The organism is Salibacterium lacus, from assembly GCF_042684865.1.
Classification (GTDB): Bacteria; Bacillota; Bacilli; order Bacillales; family Marinococcaceae; genus Salibacterium; species Salibacterium lacus.
Genome location: NZ_JBHUML010000004.1, coordinates 1 through 20,010 on the forward strand (window position 1 = coordinate 1; position 20,010 = coordinate 20,010).

A 20,010-nucleotide genomic window follows, 5' to 3' on the forward strand; every position below is an offset into this window, starting at 1 on the left:
CTTATCTGTAATGATCCAAAAGATCATTTGAATTGACAGACGCTTGACTTTCATTCAATTTTCAAAGGACAATGTCAGTGCCGTCTCAATGACGACTTTTTAATACTAACACCGTGCATACGGTGTGTCAACATATTTTTTTGATGATTTGTGTGTGCACTGCGTTTTTCAGCGACAAATAATAATATATCACCTGCGAAATCATTACACAACCCGTACATTGAATTTTTTATATTGATTTTTTACAAAAAGTACTGAAAACAGCAGGCAGGTCCGCAGTTTGAACTGCAGACCCCCTGTTTTCATCAGTCCTGAGACTGGCTGCGCATAAGCGGGAACAATAAAACATCGCGGATCGAAGCAGAGTTGGTCAAGAGCATAACAAGCCGGTCGATCCCAATTCCAAGGCCGCCGGTCGGGGGCAGTCCGTATTCCATCGCTTCCAGGTAATCGGTGTCCATCCGGTGCGCTTCGTCGTCTCCGCCTTCCCGTTCCTGAACCTGCGCTTCAAAACGACGGCGCTGATCGACGGGGTCGTTTAATTCTGTGAAGGCGTTGCCGTGCTCACGTCCCAATATAAACAGCTCAAAGCGGTCCGTGAAGCGGGGATCCTCTTCGTTCTTCTTGGCAAGCGGGGAGATGGCAAGCGGATGACCATAAACAAAGACCGGCTGAATAAGTTTTTCTTCAACAAAGTGCTCGAAAAATTCGTTAACAATATGGCCGAATGTCATCGTCTTTGTAACCTGCACCCCGTGTTCTTCTGCCAGAGCATGTGCTTTCTCATCGCTCATATCCTCCCAGAAGTCGATGCCCGTCTCTTCCTTGATGGCATCCACCATATGAATCCGTCGCCAGGAAGGGGAAAGATCAATCTCATAACTGTCGTATACAATAGTTGCAGCTCCGATTACTTCTTCTGCAATATGGGCAATCAGATTCTCCGTCAGCGTCATGATATCGGTGTAATCGGCATAGGCTTCATATAGTTCTATCATTGTAAATTCCGGATTGTGGCGGGTTGAAACCCCTTCATTACGGAACACACGGCCGATCTCATATACTTTTTCCATTCCACCGACAATCAGGCGTTTCAGATGAAGTTCAATGGCAATACGAATATAAAGTTCCATATCAAGGGCATTGTGGTGCGTAATAAATGGACGAGCAGACGCACCGCCGGGGATGGAATGAAGCATCGGAGTTTCCACTTCAAGATACCCCTGGTCATCGAGATAGCGCCGCATCGACTGGAGAATTTTGCTTCGTACGACAAACGTATCCCGGACTTCCGGATTTACAATCAAATCCAGATAACGCTGCCGGTACCGCTGCTCAACATCTTTCAATCCATGAAATTTATCCGGAAGGGGCCGCAGGGATTTAGACAAAAGATCAAACTCCGAGACTTTCACAGATAATTCACCGACCTTGGTTTTGAACGCTGTTCCGGTCACACCGACAAAATCCCCGATATCGGTATTCTGAAATAATTCATACGTTTCTTCCCCGACCTGATCTTTACGCACATAAATCTGAATCTGGCCGGAGATATCCTGGAGGTGGGCAAAGCCTGCTTTCCCTTTGCCGCGCTTGGTCATGACACGACCTGCCAGAGATACCGGCGTTTCCTGTTCTTCCAGTTCTTCTTTCGAAAATTCATCAAACTGCTCCGCCATGGAAGCTGCCATATGGGTCCGGTCAAAACGTTTTCCGAAAGGGTCCCGCCCCTGTTCCTGCAAGGATTCCATCTTTTCCCGGCGGACCGCCATTTGATCATTTTGTTCCTGTTCCTGACTCAACAACAACAACTCCTCATATCTTAAAGTTTAAAACCATGTTCTGCTCATATAAAGAGGACTGACCCTGATTCCCAGGGGCAGCCCCGTTTTTTTTGAGGACCACATTTATCCCGGTGCAGGTGTCCGTAAACGTTCCGCCGCCGTGAGCGGAACATGACGGCCGCTGCCACTCCGGCGAGGAGACAGCACCCGCAACGAGGGACTGCAGGATGCAGGTCCATTCGGTGCTGCCACAGGGCGCGGATGGCTCCGCCTTTGCTCCTCTGACCATCAGCAGGAAACAACCTGCTGATGGGCGTCTCCTTTTATACTGCCGCTGTTTTTTCTTCCAGCTGCTCGACGAAATCGTATAGGGCTTCTGCAACATCATCCCTGTCATCCAGGTGATTGATTTTATCACGGACTTTGTTATTGCCGCGCATGCCTTTCAGGTACCAGGCTGCATGTTTTCTCATTTCTTTTACAGCTACCGTTTCTCCTTTAAGGGCAATGAGACGGTCCATGTGTATCATACATACATCTATTTTCTCTCTGGATGATGGTTCTTCGGTGAATTCTCCTGTTTCCAGATACTGAATCGTGCGGTACAGCATCCATGGATCCCCAAGAGCTGCACGTCCGACCATGACACCGTCGACCCCGGTCTGGTCAAGCATAGACTTAGCGTCCTGCGGGGTCTTGACGTCTCCGTTGCCGATAACCGGAACATTCACTGCATTTTTTACATCTTTGAGGATATCCCAGTCGGCCACGCCTTCATACATCTGCACACGGGTGCGGCCGTGCAGCGATACAGCTTTGCCGCCTGCTTCCTCAATGGCTCTGGCGTTTTCCACTGCTAAAATATGTTCATCATCCCAGCCCATTCTCATTTTTACCGTAACAGGCTTATCTACGGCTTCCACCGCTGCTTTTACCATTTCATAAATTTTATCAGGGTCAAGAAGCCACTTCGCTCCCGCATCACATTTTGTGATTTTAGGGACCGGACACCCCATATTAATATCAATGATGTCGGCATTTGTCTGCTGGTCGACCACTTGGGCCGCTTCTGCCATAGTTTCTTTTTCACCGCCGAAGATCTGGAGGCTGAGCGGCTTTTCTCTTTCATCCACATAAAGCATCTTCATCGATTTCTCGTTTTGGTTAACAATGGCTTTATCACTAACCATTTCCGCGCAGACAAGACCGGTGCCAAATTCCTTGGCAATCAACCGGAAAGCGGGGTTGCAGACTCCCGCCATCGGTGCCAGTACCACCGGATTTTTCAGTTCAATGTTATCTATTTTCAGCAACGCTTGCGCACCTCCTGCATTTAATGAGATTGAAGTTCCTCCATTGACACACCCAGAGCGTCTGCTGTCTTCTGTAAAAATTCGTCATCGGGGACCCGGCTTCCACGTTCCACCTGTCCGAGGATCGAAACAGCGATTCCCATCTTCCCGGCAAGGCTGATCTGTGTGAATCCTTTCAGCTTTCGAAAAGCCCGAATCCTCCTTGCCCAAAGCAGTTCTTCCATACATGCACACCTTCTTTTTCCCGGCTGGATAATGGAGCCGCAAGCTCCTGTATCGTCTGCCGATAATGCGATACGTAATGAGATGCAGCAATTTCACACAGGGGTATCAGCACAAAAGCTCTTTCATGCATTCTAGGATGAGGGATATTTAATTCATTCATCTTAATATTTTCATCATTGAAGAGTAAAATGTCAAGGTCTATGGTGCGGGGGCCCCAATGTTTATCCCGGACCCGGTCGAGCCTGCGTTCGATGGACTGTGTGATTTCCAGCAGTTCAAGAGGTGTAATATCTGTGCGAAGAGAAAGAACCATATTCAGAAAAGAAGGCTGATCTGTTACTCCCACCGGGGCCGTTTCATATATGGAAGACAACTCTGTTACGTGAAGGCGCGGGTGCTCTTTAAGCTCCCGGACACCTTCGCGAAGATAATACTTACGGTCTCCGATGTTGGATCCCAGGGCGATATAACTGTAATTCATCATTCCTGCGGCCTCGTCAGTTCAATGGCGACGTATTCATAATGACCGTCTATCGGCGGGTTCGGTTTTTTCACCTTCACGGTTGCCGTCTTCACAATGGAAAAGGCATGTAAAACCTCGTCGGCTATCTCTTCAGCAATGGTTTCCACCAAATTGTAACATTTCTCTTCTACGACGGTTTTCACCGCTTGGTGTGCTTCAGCATAATTGACGCTCTTTTCGAGATTGTCTTCGGCAGCTGCTTCCTTTAAATCTGCTTCCAGAACAAGATCCACACAAAAAGGCTGACCCAGCTTGTTCTCTTCCGGAAACACGCCGTGATACGCGTAAAATTCCATTCCTTTCAGAAAAATTTTATCCAACGGTTGTCACCTTTCCCTTTCCAAGCATCGCATCCATCATTTTGACTGTCCGGCTCATCTCCAGTACATCGTGGACCCGCACGATATCAGCCCCCCGTTCAATGCCGAGACTAATAGTGGCGCCGGTGCCTTCCACCCGGTCCGAAGCGGGAAGATCCAGGGTTTTTGATACAAGGGATTTACGTGAGGTGCCGAGAAGAACCGGATAATCGAGTGCCGTAAATTCCTCGAGCCTCCGCATAACTTCAAGGTTCTGATCATACGTTTTGGCAAAACCGATACCTGGATCCAGAATGATACGTTCTTTTCGGACCCCGGCATTTCGGCAGATTTCAATACTTTCTTTGATATCTGTTATCATGTCTTCCATCACATCGTTGTAGTCTGTATTTTCACGATTGTGCATTAAAATAATAGGAGCATCATAACGGGCCGCCACACCGGCCATGTCAGGATCCGCCTTGGCACCCCATACATCATTAATGATATCGGCTCCTGCCTCAAGCGCCGCACGGGCGGTTTCAGCCTTATACGTGTCTATAGATATCGGGACTGTCAAATGGGCGCTCAGTTCTTCGAGTACGGGAATAACCCGGCGCCTTTCCTCTTCCCCTTCCACCTTGATGGAACCTGGACGAGTGGACTCACCGCCGACGTCAATCATATCGGCTCCCTGCTCAATCATATCCCGGGCGCGCTGCAAAGCATTTTCTTTTTGATGATACAACCCTCCATCTGAAAAGGAGTCCGGTGTTACATTCAAAATTCCCATCACATAGGTTTTATCTTTAAAATGAAAATCCTTGTTGTTCATTTCGACCTCTCTCCTTCTCCCTCTCCGGCTCTTTCATTTCCACCGCTTTCCACAGGAAGCAGCGGTACGCGGCATAACCCTTCCGCAGGAGACGGGATGCTGTCCGCTGCTCTTCTTTGTACCTGGAGGTTCCGACTGCTTCAAGCGGTACAATTTCCTGAACTGAATTGGTCAGAAATGCTTCTTCCGCCCGGTATACATGGTCAGCCGAAAAGCGGCCTTCCCTTACATAGTACCCGTGTGCTTGTGCCAGTTCCATTACAAAAGAGCGGGTTACTCCCTGCAAAATACCTGTTTCAGACGAAGGGGTGTACAAGGTACCGCCGCGTCTCCAGAAAATATTGGAGACAACTCCTTCTGCAACAGCCCCCCGTTCCGTCAAAAACAGACCTTCCACCCCGGGATCTGCACCCGTCTCGCGTTTTCCAACGATATTGTTAAGGTAATGGTGAGACTTCAGGCGTTCCGGCGTTTCCGGTGTGTTACGAAAAGTACTCAAAAACTCCGCCGTTTTCGATGGTTCGTCCATGTCTTCCGGAGCCGGAAGAGGTTTCATATATATAATGACAACCGGGTTATCATACACCTCTGTTGAAATACCGGAATCGGCAGGACCGGCGGAAATATTGTAGCGGACATAGGCATTGTTCCACCCGTTTGCTTCCATAAGCACCTGCAGCTGGGAGAGAACGACCTCCCTGTCATATGTCCAGGCTATATTCATCCACCGCAGCCCGTCCTCCATTCTCCGGAAATGATCATCCAGTAGAAAAGGGTGACCGTTGTAAATCCGAAATGTTTCAAACAGACCCAGCCCATACATAAAACCATGTTCAAAAACAGAAAGACGAGCATCGCCCGCCTCCTGTACCTCTCCATTTATATACACGTACATCGATTCAGACTCCCTGCGGACTTTTATGGGCTTCGATGAAATTACGCAGCAGCTGTCTTCCTTCACCAGTCATAATCGATTCGGGGTGAAACTGGACACCTTCCACCGCCTTGGTTTTATGGCGTATACCCATAATTTCTCCATGGCTGGTCTCCGATGTGATCTCAAAGCAGTCCGGAAGCGTCTCTCTCTCTACTATCAAGGAATGATAACGCGTGGCCGTAAAGGGATCGGGCAGTCCTTTATAAATCGATTGGCCGTCATGATGAATCTCAGATGTTTTGCCGTGCATCAATCTGCCGGCCCGGATCACAACACCTCCAAAAACCTGAGCAATGGACTGGTGACCAAGACACACTCCAAACACCGGAATACGTCCGGCAAAACGCTTCACCGCTTCCATGCTGATACCGGCTTCATCGGGACTGCATGGTCCCGGGGACACCATAAGAAAGTCCGGCGCCATTTCTTCTATTTCTTCTAGCGTTATTTTATCATTGCGGCGGACAACCAACTCTTCTCCCATCTCTCCCAGGTACTGTACCAGGTTATACGTAAACGAGTCATAATTATCAATCATTAAAATCATATACCTGCTCCTCCTCCGCTCTTCTCATTTTTTCGTGCTTCTCTGCTTCACTCTGCTCTTTGGCCTGCCACAGTGCCTGTGCTTTCCGCAGGGCTTCCTCGTATTCCGCTTCCGGATCCGAATCAATCACAATCCCTGCACCGGCCTGGACGTAGGTTTTTCCGCCTGTTACCACCATCGTGCGGATGGAAATATTAAGCTCCATATCATTATTAAATCCAATCCATCCGAGCGATCCGGTATACATGCCGCGCCGTACCGGTTCCATTTCCTCAATAATCTCCATGGTCCGGATTTTCGGGGCTCCAGTGATCGTACCACCGGGGAAAGCTGCTTTTATCATATCATAAACATCCACCTGTTCGGCAAGCTTTCCTTTTACATTGGAAACAATGTGCATGACATGAGAATACCGTTCCACCGTCATCAGCTCATCCACTTCCACACTGCCCGGGGTGCAGACTTTACCGAGATCATTACGCTCCAGATCCACCAGCATCACATGCTCTGCGCGTTCTTTATCTGTATCCATCAACTCTTTTTCATAAGCTCTATCCGTGTCATGTGAATGGCCGCGGGGTCTTGTACCGGCAATCGGACGTGTGGAGGCTTCCGTTCCCCTTTTTTTGATGAGAAGCTCAGGCGATCCCCCGACCAGCTGAAGATCCGGGGTATGATAGTACCCCATGTACGGCGAGGGGTTCAATTCCCTTAGTTTATCATAAATGTGAAGAGGCGGCGTGAGCAGGTCCTCCGACTGACGCACCGATAAGTTGACCTGAAATACATCGCCGCGGCGGATGTATTCTTTTACCTGCTCCACCGACTCGGCAAAGCCCTCCCTCGAAAAAGATGCTTCTTTCCCGGTCTCCACAGCAAAAAGCGCCCCGCATGCATTCCCTCTGGAAAGAGAAACTTCCTCCCATACCTCTCTCCACTCCTGCCACTTCCGGGATGCTGAAGATTCTTCTCCTTTTTTATGGTGCAGAACAATCCATAATTCCTTCTTCTCGTGGTCATAAATAAACACCTGCTGAAAAGCTAAAAAGGACAGATCCGGGGTTTGAAGATCGTCCACTGCTTTCACCGGCATCTCTTCAATAAAGCGGATGTAGTCGTAACTGATCGAACCGACCACCCCCGTTTGAAAATCAGGAGCCTCCGGAATTGTTTCCACTTGAAAAGGAACAAGCCAGCGTTTCATCTCATCAAGCGGATCTCCCTTTCGGTACAGTGTTTCCTGTTTTGTATCCACCTGCAGAACCCCGTCTTTTGCGGTGAACACAGCGAACGGTTCAAGAGCTGCTATACTGTAACGTCCTTTTTGTCCGCTTTCCAGAAAAACGTGGTACGGTTTTCCTTCACTTAAAGCAAAGTACGCTGGATAAAACTGTGCTTCCGGGTATGCAAAAGAGGAGGCCATCACGGTATAGGAACCAGCGGAATCAGGAAGCGGTGATATTCCCACATTCATCATCATCACCTTCCATACAGGAAAAGCAGAGCCGCCAGGCCCTGCTTTCCCAACATACGTTTTGTTTTACTCTTCTTCTTCAAACTGGTAAAGAGGAGTACTGAGATAGCGTTCACCATTACTTGGAATAACAGCCACGACTTTTTTGCCTTTGCCGAGTTTTTTCGCTTCCTCAAGCGCCGCATAAATCGCAGACCCTGAAGAAATACCACCGAGCACTCCTTCTTCTTTTGCAGCGCGTCTGGCGTAATCAAAAGACTGTTCGGTAGTGACCGTCATCACTTCATCATAAATATCTGTATCGAGAATCCCCGGAACAAAGCCGGCACCGATACCCTGAATTTTATGAGGACCCTTATTGCCACCGCTTAGAACGGGGGAATCCGCCGGTTCGAGCGCGATAATGCGGAGGTCCGGATAATGTTCTTTCAAGAGTTTGCCTGCCCCTGTAATCGTTCCGCCTGTTCCGATACCCGAAACAAACGAATCAATCTGACCGTCCACCTGCTCCAGAAGCTCCCGTCCGGTCGTCTCACGGTGGATTTTTGGATTTGCTTCGTTTTCAAACTGCTGCGGCATGAAATAGCCTTTTTCCTCCGCCAGCTCATTTGCTTTGCTGATGGCACCACCCATGCCTTCCGGTCCGGGTGTCAAAACGAGCTCTGCTCCGAATGCCTGGAGAAGATTGCGGCGCTCCATACTCATGGTATCAGGCATAACAAGAACGGATCTGTAACCTTTTGCGGCTGCTACCATCGCAAGACCGATTCCGGTGTTACCGCTTGTCGGTTCAATGATGGTATCGCCTTCTTTCAGATTCCCGTCCCGTTCCGCAGCTTCAATCATGGCAAGTGCAATACGGTCTTTTACGCTGCTTCCGGGGTTCATAAATTCCAGCTTCAAATATACATCCGCATCGTTTTCGCCGGTCAGGCGGTTCAGCTTAACTAAGGGTGTTTCTCCAATGAGTTCGGTAATGTTATTTGCTACTTTCATTTTTATCCGTTCCCCCTCATAATACCAAGTAAATTTATTGGTTTTGTTGTCTATATAGTACCAGCCTTCACGCAGCGTGTCAAATGAAACCGCCTTATTGCATGTTATTTTCCATATTCCATGCTTCATCTTTCAATTCCTGCAGATCGTCTGCAGAAAATTGATAGATCTCATTACAGAAATGGCACTGTGTTTCTGCGCCGCCGTCTTTTTCAATCATATCCTGGATTTCTTCTGTACCAAGAGACATTAAGGCATTCGCAACCCGCTCCGCGGAACAGTGGCAGGAAAAGGAAACAGGTGACGTCTCAAGCACGTTTACTTCATCTCCAAAAATGAGATGCAGAATCTCTTCTGGTGTTTTCCCTTTTTCGATAAGTTTGGAAACCGGAGGCATCGCCTCCAGCTGCTTTTCAATACCATCGGCAAGATCCTCTTCGGCATCGGGCATAACCTGAATAATGAAACCGCCGGCAGCCATGATTGAGTTGTCCGGATTAACAAGAACACCCAGCCCTACCGAGGAAGGAATCTGCTCTGAAGAAGCAAAATAATACGTGAAATCATCGCCGACTTCTCCGGATACAATTGGTACACTTCCGGTGAAATGTTCTTTCATGCCAAGATCCTTGACTACAGATAAAACTCCTTGTGTTCCGACAGCCTGGGCAACATCGAGTTTCCCTTTATCATTCAAATCAAAATGCACCTGCATATTGTGGGCGTACCCTCTCGTATCACCGTTCGAGCTGCTGTCCACGATAATCGGCCCCATCGGTCCGTCGCCTTCCAGTTTAATAGTCAGCTTATCATCGCCTTTGAGCATAGCACCCATCATGGATCCCGCGCTCATCGCTCTTCCAAGGGCGGCCGATGCAGTAGGCCAGGCCTGATGGCGCCTTGCAGCCTCATTCACCATATTCGTCGTCTGCACCGCGTATGCCCTGATTTTTCCGTTATATGCTGTGGATTTTACCAAATAGTCTTCCATAGAGGAAAACCTCCTCTCTTTCATTTTGTTTCAGTATTTATAGATACGGGTAATCTTGGAGGTTGTTTTGCCGGGAAAGATACAGCCGGGCACCCGGCCTGTAACCTTTCGGATTATATCGCATAAATGATAGGATTTCCAAGCAATCTGCTCTCATACCCGGATTTATATCCCGGAACTTCCGCCCGGCCCCGTATCTTCAGACAAAGCTGTGTCCGCCCTGCGTTCAATACGCCAGCGTACAACATAACCAATTCTTTTTAAAAAGGGATGCCTCATTTAAGGCATCCCTTTTCTGGACAGCTGTTTATCTTCGATCATTTTCATCGTCGGAAGAAGGCGGGCTGTTGGTTCCCAGCTTTTCCGAGTCTGTCTTGTCTTCCGCCTTTTTGTCATTTGAAGAGCTCTTTCCCTGCTCCTCGTCGGCAGAAACGGTCTCGTCTGTTTCCTGTTCCTGTTTGGACTGAATGTTCACTTTTACATCACTGTCGTCCGAATCGGACGCATTCTTTGCGCCGACTTCCTCATCATCTTTATTGGAATGATGATCTTCCGGAAGTTTTCCATACTGCACAAGAGATTCAATCTGTTCGGCGTCGAGGGTTTCAAGCTCCAGCAGGGAAGCCGCGACCGCTTCGAGCTTATCCTTGTTTTCCGTAAGAATCTGCTTGCATCGTTCATAACATTCGTTGACGATGTTCTGTACTTCTTTATCAATTTCGTGAGCGATAGCATCGCTGTAGTTTTGTTCATTCTGAATGTCCCGTCCCAGGAATACCTGACCGCCGCTTGAACCGAACTGAATCGGACCAAGCTTTTCACTCATGCCGTATTCGGTCACCATTTTACGGGCGATTTCCGTTGTACGCTGGAAGTCGTTATGAGCCCCGGTACTGACTTCATTGAACATTACTTCCTCCGCTACCCGGCCGCCGAGAAGTCCGGTGATCTTATCAACCAGTTCCGGTCTTGTCATAAAGAAACGGTCTTCTTTAGGGAGCATGACAGCGTAGCCGCCTGCCTGACCGCGCGGCACGATGGTTACCTTGTGTACCATATCAGCGTTCTCGAGCTTGACGCCGACCACGGTATGTCCCGCCTCGTGGTGGGCCACAATATTCTTTTCTTTCTCAGAAATGACCCGGCTCTTCTTAGCAGGACCGGCAATTACGCGGTCAATGGCTTCTTCAATATGACTCATGCGGATTTTTTCCACGTCCGACCGGGCTGCCACCAGTGCAGCTTCGTTCAGCAGGTTCTCAAGGTCCGCTCCTGTAAATCCGGGAGTCCGCTGCGCGATAGCTTTCAGGTTCACGTCATCAGCAAGCGGCTTGTTGCGGGCATGTACTCCAAGAACCTCTTCCCGGCCTTTCACGTCAGGACGGCCGACCATAATCTGACGGTCGAAACGGCCCGGACGAAGCAGTGCAGGGTCGAGCACGTCGGAACGGTTGGTAGCGGCAATGATAATAATTCCTTCATTGGCACTGAACCCATCCATTTCAACAAGAAGCTGGTTCAACGTCTGTTCGCGTTCATCATGTCCGCCGCCTACACCGGCACCGCGTTGACGGCCGACAGCATCAATTTCGTCAATGAAAATGATACATGGTGCGTTTTTCTTCGCGTTTTCAAACAGGTCACGGACACGGGATGCCCCGACACCAACGAACATTTCCACAAAGTCTGAACCACTGATGGAGAAAAACGGCACACCGGCTTCTCCGGCTACGGCACGGGCAATCAGTGTCTTACCCGTTCCAGGAGGGCCTACCAAAAGCACCCCTTTTGGAATGCGGGCCCCGATGCTCGCAAATTTGCGCGGATCTTTCAGGAAATCAACAACTTCGATGAGTTCCTGCTTCTCTTCTTCGGCACCTGCAACGTCTTTGAAGCGTTCTTTCTTCTTATCATCCTGCTGGGAAAGCTTGGCCTTGCTTTTGCCGAAGTTCATCATTTTGCTTCCGCCGCCTTGAGCCTGGCTGAGCAGGAAGAAAAAGAGAATAAAGATAATCACAAAAGGAATGATGGAAGTGAAGAAGGTTACCCAGGCGCTTGGCTCTTCGGCAGGCTTTGTATCCAGTTCAAGCGGACCGCCCCCGGCTCCTTCTGCTGTCATCAGCATCTGTGTATTCTCTTCGGAAATCGGAAGGTACGTCTGGAAGGTTTCGCCTTCAGACTGACTGGCTGTCTGACCTTCGACCAGGTATACTTCCCCTTCCGGCTGCAATGTCACATTAGCTAGTTGGTTATTCTGCAGTTGTGCTACAAATTCCTCGGTTGAAATCTCTTCCGTATCCGTCTGGTCATTACTTAGAAAACTGATGATTCCTATAATGACCAGGAACAATAACAAGTAAAAAACAGTGTTTCGAAAAATTCGGTTCATTCCTGACCTCCTCCCGCGGGCATTGACAACTTAGGTAATAGTATCATATTTGTTTTCTTTCTCACAATCATGACCCCTTGTAAATCTCCGGCTTTAAAATTCCAATGTAAGGGAGGTTACGGTACTTTTCTGCATAGTCCAGTCCGTACCCCACGACAAACTCATCAGGTACGGTGAATCCAGCAGTATCCGGCACCAGCTCCACCTGCCTGCCTTCCGGCTTATCCAAAAGAGTGACGATCTTCAGGGAAGCGGCGCCTCTGTGTTGAATCATGCTGATGAGATAATTGAGCGTCACGCCGCTGTCAATGATGTCTTCAAGAATGATAACGTCCCGGCCCTTCACCGATGTATCAAGGTCTTTGATAATCTTCACTTCACCGCTCGAGACAGTACCGCTGCCGTAACTCGAAACATCCATCACATCCATTTCAAGATGGTCATCGAACCGCTTGGCCACATCCGACATAAAAGGCAGTGCTCCCTTCAGCACTCCAATAACAAGCGGGAAGCGCCCTTTATACTCTTCCGTTAAATCACGGCCGATCTCACGGATTTTATTCTGCAGCTGTTCTTCATCAATTAGTACCTGCTGAATATCATTATGCATTTGTTTTTATTTTACCCTCCCGAGTGCTGTATGCGCTCTGCTTTTTCCTCACAAAAAATGTGCGCCTTCCATCATATCATGAACACAGGGACGATTTCATCCCAAACGAATGCAGGGCCCTGTTTCTATCCTCGCATCAGCCGGCATACGAGAAAAACCGGCCGCTGCCGCGTAGTATAACCGGCATGCAGATGGTACGATGATTTTTTTACGAAGGGGAGCCATAAAACGGTGCCCTCCGCGTCGGTAACAACCGGCTGAAACGGGCGCCGGCGGAGAGGAATCTTTTCATCGATCAGGATGCGGTTTACTTTTTTACTCCCTGTCATCCCGGCCGGACTCAGCCGGTCCCCCTCCCGACGCGGACGGATGTGTAAGGGAAAGGAGACTTCTTCCTCCTCTAAAATCAGGAGATCCTCATTATGTTTCACATCTTCTGGAAGGTCATACGCGGCTTCCACCACGTAACCGCCATAGGAAACGGTTCCCGGGACACGCAGGCGGACCGGATCAGGTTCTGCCCGGTTTTCTTCCTGTGCAGCATGGCGCGCAAATGTAACCTGGTCATAATTACGACGCACAACCAGACTGCCGGGCCAGTCAAGAACGGCGGATGGTTGATTCCCATGCAGCAGTGCCAGAAACTGCTCGATATGTACAACGGACAGTTCTAACGTATTATATGTGTATAGATACTTTAATATTAGAGGAATCCCTCGTCTTTGTAAAGGAAGCGGCAGCGCTTCCATTCCTTTTATGGAAATCGTCACGGAATGTTCATCGCTGGAGATAATACGTCGTGTCCACTCTTCTTCTGCCAGGTTTTCCATGTAGCTTCGTTCTTCTTCCATCCAGTCCGCAAACCGCTGAAAATGACGGTGCACCAACGGCTCTTCTTCCTTTAACGCCGGAAGAACGCGCTGTCTGATCCGGTTTCTTGTGTATTTATCCGATTGGTTGCTCTCATCTTCCTGAAAAGGAACATGATACAGGCGGCAGTACTCGTAGATCTCCTCTTTCGTCACGCCAAGAAGCGGCCGGATCAGCGTCCCGCCCGCAAACGTGCGTTGTGCCTTCATGGAAATGTCTCCAAGTAATGCCCTGCCGGCCGACTGCTTCATGAGCATGGTTTCGATCTGATCATCTGCGTGATGACCCGCAGCCAGAACAGATACCGATTGCTCCTCCATCAAACCGGCCAGATACTCATAACGCAACATCCGCGCCTGTTCCTGAACACCCCCGCCTTCTTCAGCTATTTTCTCTCCAACAAAAACCCGGGTACAGAAAAAAGGAATGTTCTGTTGTTCGCACCACTCTTTCACAAACCGTGCATCCCTGTCTGCCATTTCCTCCCTGAGTCCGTGATGAACATGTGCTGCCATGACAGTAAGATTCCATACCGGTTCCATTTCTTTTAGAAAGTGCAGCAGCGCCATCGAGTCAGGTCCGCCGGAAACAGCAGTGAGAACCTTCGATCCGGAAGAAAGCAGACGCCGGTCCCTTATCCATTGTTCAGCGGTCTGTTTCATAACGTTGTCCAGCTCCTTTCCCGATTGAAAAGAGCGAAAGGGCGAATCCGACCCCTCCTGCAATGGCTCCTGCCTGCAAAAGCGTCTCTACACTCAGACCGAGGCCGTTCACATAGTTTTCTTCCACAAACGCAAGCATGCTTTCATACGCACGTCCTCCGGGCACAAGTGGGATAATGCCCGGAATCATAAAGGTGGTCACCGGAACTTTTTTAAACTTAGCCAGGCGGTGGGAAGTAAAAGCGGCAGTAAATGCAGCCACTGCCGCCGCATTAACCTGGGTTAAACCAATTTCAGGAAGAGTTCCGTAAATAAACCAGGTTAACATGCCGATTCCTCCACCCCACCAGACAAGGCGGAGTGGAATGTTGAAAATAATTCCGAAAGCGACGGTCGACATAAAACAAAATATCAGTTCAAGCCACATCCATACTCACTCTCCCCTGAAATCAGCCGTTAAAAATAGAGAACGGACAAAGAAACAACGGTCCCGGCAGCGATAGACAAAGAAGTAACCGCCGCTTCCGCCCCGCGGGCAACCCCGGCCATCAAATCCCCGGACATAAGGTCCCGGACCGAGTTTGTAAGCGGAACGCCCGGAACGAGCGGAATAAGGGTGCCGATAACGACCTGATCCATATTCTGCACCAAGCCGCCTGTTTCCAGACCCACCGCTGCAAGAACTCCCGTAGCGGCTGCCAGAAACTCAGCAAAAAACTTCACGTTCAGGAATTTCTGATAAAGAACCAGCGTGAGAGTCGTAATGAGTCCGCCGATAAAAGCTGGAATAATATCGATAAAACTACCGCCAATTAAATAGGAGAAAGCAGCCCCGCCGATTCCGGAAGCCAGATTAATGAGCCAGACCGGATAATTCATCGGCGCCTTTTTAATCTCCCTGAGCTTTTCAGCCGCTTCTTCAATGGAAAGTATACTGTGAGTAAATTCCCGGGATACCTGATTTACCGCGGTCACTTTACTTAGATCCTGATACCTCTCCCGGACCCGGATCATCTGAAGGAAATCATCTTCATTATCCGTGCGGAACGAAAGAAAAATCCCCGTCAACGTGACGAACGTATTGACATTGTGCATTCCGGCGGCTTTTGCCATACGATACATTGTTTCTTCGACCCGGTAGGTTTCGGCTCCGTAGCGCAGCAGCAATTTACCACTTGTAAGACAGAGCGACATTGTCTTCTCCGCTTTTCCCATGCAGGGTCCTCTCCCTCTCTTTTTCCTTTTACATCCATTGTCCCATAAAGTATAGAACAGATGACAGGAAGAGAAAAGAGGTTGTAAGAATTATTTCCGGACGGTAGGATGCCTTCTCTTTGGAAGAGCCGGCAGATCCGCGCCGGACCCTTGTATTTTTACGTGAATTCCCTGTCCGCTGCTGATTACGCGGGGGTTTTTGGCTTGTCTTTTTTTCGATGGTTTGGATCAAATCTTTTTTCATAAGCTGGGCGTTGGGATATTCTCCTTTCAGCGCACGAAGCAGCACATTTTGATAAGCTGCAAGCGGCGGGGAATGTTGAACATAACGACGCAGCAGCGAAAGCGTTTTTTCCGGAGAAGCACCGACAGGTTTGTCAAAACGGCGCGGGTAGGCTGTTTCTATAAGTATCATGGCTGCAGCAAATAAATCATAGGATGGTTCTGCCTTCCGGTCGCCAAGCCCCCAGTACCCCCGGTCATAAAACTCTGTATATTCTTTGACAGCCCGTCCCTGTTTCGTCGTTCCACCGACATCGAACCACCGTACCCGGGAAGGCGGTCCCGTAATAATTAAATTGTCCGGCTTCAGATCCCCGAAAATCCATCCTTGCTGATGGAGCCTATCCAAATCCCCAAGCAGCTGTACCATAAAAACCGGAATCCATTCCGTGCCCCGCTTGCGCGCAAAATCCAAAAGGGTTTCCCCTTCCAGGTATTCCATACAGAAAAAGGGGTACACTTCTCCCTTCCATATCAAATCATCCACATCCAGAAGGGAGGGGCCGAGAACATTTCCCTGCACCTTCGAAAAGGCTCTGAGCACGTTCACCTCAGAGGTCAGAGACATCTTGTCCTCCCCGATTTTTACCGCTTTCTGCCCTGTTCGTGTATGCACCAGATAAACGACACCGTTTGCCCCTTTGCCCAACGTCTTTATTATTTTGTACGGATTTTGGTTCCACTTGCCGGTCCAGGCTGTCCCCGGCGCGAGATCAAAAGCCTGATTCTTCGATTGGGAATTCATCTTCTCCATAACGTTTCAGACTCCTTTTTGATAAGCGCTTGTCAAAGTGCTGAAGCGCAGCTTGCAGCGCAGGCCCGGTCGGGGTAATACCTCCCGTTGTCATCCGCTGAAAAACACCCGTTAGCGAATTCATTTCAGGGGTCCAGTCCAGTACCTTTTCTGTATCCTTTCGTTTACCTGGAAATACAAACAAGGCAAAATGGTTTTCCCCTGTTCTCGAATGGAGACTGATTGATAAATCGGTCAACGCATCCTGCACCATCGGAAGTTTTGGTTTCATACTCGCACTCGTATCAACGAGTACCAGCACATCCAAATCCACTGTCTCTCCCAATTCATCAACAACATCGATGACTTCTCCTCTTTTATCAGGGGGGAGATCGTCCACTTCCTGATCGCTGCCCAGTATTTGACTGAGTTCATTCTGCACAACACCGTGAAGGGTATGTGTCATCGACTGTTTTGTCACCATCTGAACGGTCCGGGCCAGTTGATTCACATTTACAATCTGACTCACCCCTCCTCCGGAAGCCGCGATACTTTCCACTTCCTGCAGCCCATGATCGCGTGCAGCTCCATGATCCAGTACCCCGATCACATTTACGGTGATGCCTTTTTCCCTGGCAAAAGCTGCGACAGCGGCAGGGTCTTCTCCCTGATTGGAACAGCCGTCGGTCAAGAGTAAAATCTGTTTGATCTTTCCGTGATTCATCTATTTTCCCCTCCGTTTCTGGTATTATTTACATCTTTGACGGAGGAGAAAAAATATATACCCGCTTCCTCCCTCATGCTTTCTTCCGCTTTAGTGGGATGGTTCGTCCTGCAGGAATAGCCGCCCATTGTGGAATGTTGCGCTGAATAGATGCTGCCATGACCGTCATATCATCCCGGATATTTCCGCGCGAGGCCTTAATCACCTGTTCAAGCAGATAATCAGCCATATACTGCGGGTCATCTGTATTCTTTTGAGCGATCATTCGTTTCATCCATATTTCCTTATTTTCAATGTCAACGGCTGCATCAAAGAGTCCGTCGCTCATCATAATAACCATATCGCCCTCTCTCATCTGCTCTGTGACGACATCTAGTTCAGCGTGTTCCACCATGCCGATCGGCAGATTTCCGGCTTCCACCTGTTTTACTCTTTCAGCCCGTTTTATGAAACCAGGAAGGGACCCGATTTTAATAAACCGCCCCCGGGCTGTCTGCAGATCCATTAAAAAGAGATCAAGCGTTGAAAACATTTCTTCATGCGAACGCAGGCTTAACACCGAATTAATGGAACGAACCGCCGTCGTTTCATCCATCCCTGACGCAAGAATAGTTTCTAAAATTTCAAGTGCGGAACTGCTCTCCTGGTTGGCTTTGCCGCCGCTCCCCATGCCGTCGCTTATAGCCATAACGTATTTTTTCGTACCGATATCCATAGCGGCATGGCTGTCCCCGGACACCCATCTCCCCTCTTTAGCGACAACAGCGGCACCGGTTTCGACAACGAATGTGCGGGCGGAGGTGAACGTAACATTCATATAATCGGTTATTTCTTCATACGGTTCTTCGCGGTCCACCACGATATGTTCATGTAAAATATCCGACAGCATTGGAGCGATGATTTTTTCGGCCTTTTCCCTGCCGGAAGGTTTCGAGACGCTCATTTCCACTTCCACATTCCCTTCATCCAGCCTGTATATATCCACGTGTCCGATATCCAGCCCGGCTTCCTGCAGTGCTTCATGAATCTCTTCTTCCTGAAGGTGGTGGGCTTCTTTTTCCTTCTGGATTTCTCTTGCAAAGTTGTTCATCACATGCGAAACGCCCTGCAGTTGATCAGCCACGAGCCGGCGGCTTTCATTCATCTGCCGGGCAAGTACTCTTTTTGTCTCCTCCCGCTGCATTTCTTCGGACATGACGTCTATCATCCGTTTGTCATAATGACAGTAGTTTTTCCAGTAGTTTGCCGTACGCGGTGTGACACGGCCGTTTTCCTCCAGTTCCCGGGTCAGTTGTGTCATCCCGTCGTAGGTCTGCTGAAACTGTCTGACCCAGCACCGTTCTTTCAGAAAACACTGCTGGCATGTTTTTTCGGTCACCCTGCTCAACATATCATCGTTCTCCCGGCTTTTTGTCTGTTCCTGGTTGTCTGTATCCGCTCCCGACTCAAAACTCGTTGATAGCGTTTGAAACAATTGGGAAAACTGTTCGACTTTCATGGCCGTGACATCCCTGATTTTTTTCGTATGTTTCTGCTGCTCGCGGGCATATTCAGGGGTGCCTGGAATATACTTTTCAATAAACGCTGTCACGACCCGCGGCGTCAACAGAAATACACCGACAGCGGCAGCTGATTCAGCCAGCGTGAGCGAAACACCGCTCAGGCCGTCCCCGTAAAGGGCAATTAAGGCTGTTCCAAGCAGCATGCCAATACTGACACCGATCTTTCCCCCTTCTTTCAGAAGTCCGCCCAGAAGTCCTGCGAATGCAAGCAGGCTCATTTGATATAAATTGGCAATCGAAGCGAGACTCAAAACAAGTCCGGCTATCACACCGACAGACGCTCCTATCGCAGCACCTCCGGTAAAAGCGAACAACATCACCAGATAGCGGGCCAGCATATGCTCTGCCGCCATCCCGTATACCACCCAGCCGATAGCACCGGTCATCACCGAAGCAAGAAGAATAATAAAGCAGATAATCTCCTCATGTTTCAACGGCTGTCTCCGCTTTTTCGTTATAAGCAGAGGAAGGCTCTGTAAAAAAATCATCGTCAGCATAAAGCTGAGCCCGGCTTCCACACCGGCCATGACGACTGCATACGGAGTGAGGGCTCCTTCTGCAAGCCAGACAACCACAGTACGAGCACCTGCCGTAGCGGTAAATACAGTTATCGGAAGAGTAGACGCCGTCTTCCATCCGTATCTGCTGATCCACTCATACAGCGCGATAAAAAGCGGAACCGCAGCAACTGCAAAAGCAGCATGCAGCACAGGACCGCTCAGTATCCCAACCATTAACCCGGCAGCTCCGATCACCGCTTTTTCCCGGCGCCACGCATATACTACGGCAAAAAACGGTACGGCAAACGGAAATAACTCAGCCAGCAGTACGGCCCGTCCAAGCAGCACACCTGTAATAAACACGAGAGCTCCCCACTGGAGAAACAACCGTTCCATCCCGGCTGCCATCCTTTTTTTCCAGCGGTTTCGAACGTTCAGCATTTTCTTTCCGGCCGCTTCAAGCAGCGGCTGCACTTCTTCAGCACGACGAACCAAGTCTTTTCCGGACATGACATGCACCACCTGCTTTTTGAATGATA

At 49.2% G+C, this 20,010-nt stretch carries 19 protein-coding genes; all 19 read right to left on the reverse strand.

Going from position 1 to position 20,010, the window contains the following annotated elements; all coding sequences use genetic code 11:
• Positions 1-305 precede the first annotated feature (305 nt).
• The 19 genes from lysS to spoIIE all read right to left on the reverse strand — a co-directional run bounded on the left by lysS (position 306) and on the right by spoIIE (position 19,981).
• A complete protein-coding gene (gene lysS / locus ACFSUB_RS12800) occupies positions 306-1,802 on the reverse strand; it encodes a lysine--tRNA ligase (protein WP_380713663.1) in 1,497 nt (498 codons plus the stop codon).
• A gap of 305 nt (positions 1,803-2,107) precedes the next feature.
• Complete coding sequence (dusB, locus tag ACFSUB_RS12805; protein WP_380713664.1) at positions 2,108-3,097, reverse strand: tRNA dihydrouridine synthase DusB; 990 nt, start codon at positions 3,095-3,097, stop codon at positions 2,108-2,110.
• A gap of 20 nt (positions 3,098-3,117) precedes the next feature.
• Positions 3,118-3,321, reverse strand: coding sequence for a helix-turn-helix domain-containing protein (locus ACFSUB_RS12810; RefSeq protein ID WP_380713665.1), 204 nt, complete (start codon positions 3,319-3,321; stop codon positions 3,118-3,120).
• Positions 3,273-3,806 (reverse strand): 2-amino-4-hydroxy-6-hydroxymethyldihydropteridine diphosphokinase, encoded by a 534-nt coding sequence (folK, locus tag ACFSUB_RS12815; protein WP_380713666.1) that lies wholly within the window; start codon positions 3,804-3,806, stop codon positions 3,273-3,275. Before folK ends, ACFSUB_RS12810 begins: the two co-directional genes overlap by 49 nt.
• Complete coding sequence (folB, locus tag ACFSUB_RS12820) at positions 3,803-4,165, reverse strand: dihydroneopterin aldolase (protein WP_380713667.1); 363 nt, start codon at positions 4,163-4,165, stop codon at positions 3,803-3,805. The genes folK and folB overlap by 4 nt, the downstream gene beginning before the upstream one ends.
• A complete protein-coding gene (gene folP / locus ACFSUB_RS12825) occupies positions 4,158-4,979 on the reverse strand; it encodes a dihydropteroate synthase (RefSeq protein ID WP_380713668.1) in 822 nt (273 codons plus the stop codon). The genes folB and folP overlap by 8 nt, the downstream gene beginning before the upstream one ends.
• Positions 4,954-5,874, reverse strand: coding sequence for an aminodeoxychorismate lyase (pabC, locus tag ACFSUB_RS12830; RefSeq protein ID WP_380713669.1), 921 nt, complete (start codon positions 5,872-5,874; stop codon positions 4,954-4,956). Before pabC ends, folP begins: the two co-directional genes overlap by 26 nt.
• Before the next feature lie 4 nt (positions 5,875-5,878).
• Positions 5,879-6,463, reverse strand: a complete 585-nt coding sequence (gene pabA, locus ACFSUB_RS12835) for an aminodeoxychorismate/anthranilate synthase component II (protein ID WP_380713670.1) — start codon at positions 6,461-6,463, stop codon at positions 5,879-5,881.
• Positions 6,447-7,937, reverse strand: coding sequence for an anthranilate synthase component I family protein (locus tag ACFSUB_RS12840; protein ID WP_380713671.1), 1,491 nt, complete (start codon positions 7,935-7,937; stop codon positions 6,447-6,449). The genes pabA and ACFSUB_RS12840 overlap by 17 nt, the downstream gene beginning before the upstream one ends.
• Positions 7,938-8,003: 66 nt before the next feature.
• On the reverse strand, positions 8,004-8,933 hold the full coding sequence (gene cysK / locus ACFSUB_RS12845; RefSeq protein WP_380713672.1) for a cysteine synthase A: 930 nt from the start codon (positions 8,931-8,933) through the stop codon (positions 8,004-8,006).
• A 94-nt stretch (positions 8,934-9,027) separates the two neighbouring features.
• Positions 9,028-9,924, reverse strand: coding sequence for an Hsp33 family molecular chaperone HslO (gene hslO / locus ACFSUB_RS12850; protein WP_380713673.1), 897 nt, complete (start codon positions 9,922-9,924; stop codon positions 9,028-9,030).
• A gap of 307 nt (positions 9,925-10,231) precedes the next feature.
• Positions 10,232-12,313: an ATP-dependent zinc metalloprotease FtsH gene (gene ftsH / locus ACFSUB_RS12855; protein ID WP_380713674.1), complete on the reverse strand. Its 2,082-nt coding sequence runs from the start codon at positions 12,311-12,313 to the stop codon at positions 10,232-10,234.
• Positions 12,314-12,380: 67 nt separating this feature from the next.
• The gene (hpt, locus tag ACFSUB_RS12860) at positions 12,381-12,923 is read right to left on the reverse strand and encodes a hypoxanthine phosphoribosyltransferase (protein WP_380713675.1); all 543 of its coding nucleotides are present in this window, start codon (positions 12,921-12,923) and stop codon (positions 12,381-12,383) included.
• A 125-nt stretch (positions 12,924-13,048) separates the two neighbouring features.
• On the reverse strand, positions 13,049-14,455 hold the full coding sequence (gene tilS, locus ACFSUB_RS12865; RefSeq protein WP_380713676.1) for a tRNA lysidine(34) synthetase TilS: 1,407 nt from the start codon (positions 14,453-14,455) through the stop codon (positions 13,049-13,051).
• Positions 14,439-14,882 (reverse strand): threonine/serine exporter family protein, encoded by a 444-nt coding sequence (locus ACFSUB_RS12870; protein WP_380713677.1) that lies wholly within the window; start codon positions 14,880-14,882, stop codon positions 14,439-14,441. The genes tilS and ACFSUB_RS12870 overlap by 17 nt, the downstream gene beginning before the upstream one ends.
• A 29-nt stretch (positions 14,883-14,911) precedes the next feature.
• Complete coding sequence (locus ACFSUB_RS12875; RefSeq protein ID WP_380713678.1) at positions 14,912-15,670, reverse strand: threonine/serine exporter family protein; 759 nt, start codon at positions 15,668-15,670, stop codon at positions 14,912-14,914.
• 28 nt (positions 15,671-15,698) lie between these two features.
• Positions 15,699-16,706, reverse strand: a complete 1,008-nt coding sequence (locus tag ACFSUB_RS12880; protein WP_380713679.1) for a serine/threonine protein kinase — start codon at positions 16,704-16,706, stop codon at positions 15,699-15,701.
• The gene (locus ACFSUB_RS12885) at positions 16,666-17,409 is read right to left on the reverse strand and encodes a VWA domain-containing protein (protein ID WP_380713680.1); all 744 of its coding nucleotides are present in this window, start codon (positions 17,407-17,409) and stop codon (positions 16,666-16,668) included. Before ACFSUB_RS12885 ends, ACFSUB_RS12880 begins: the two co-directional genes overlap by 41 nt.
• Before the next feature lie 73 nt (positions 17,410-17,482).
• Positions 17,483-19,981 carry a stage II sporulation protein E gene (gene spoIIE, locus ACFSUB_RS12890; protein WP_380713681.1) on the reverse strand — a complete coding sequence of 833 codons (2,499 nt, stop codon included), beginning with the start codon at positions 19,979-19,981 and terminating at the stop codon, positions 17,483-17,485.
• Between the last annotated feature and the right edge of the window lie 29 nt (positions 19,982-20,010).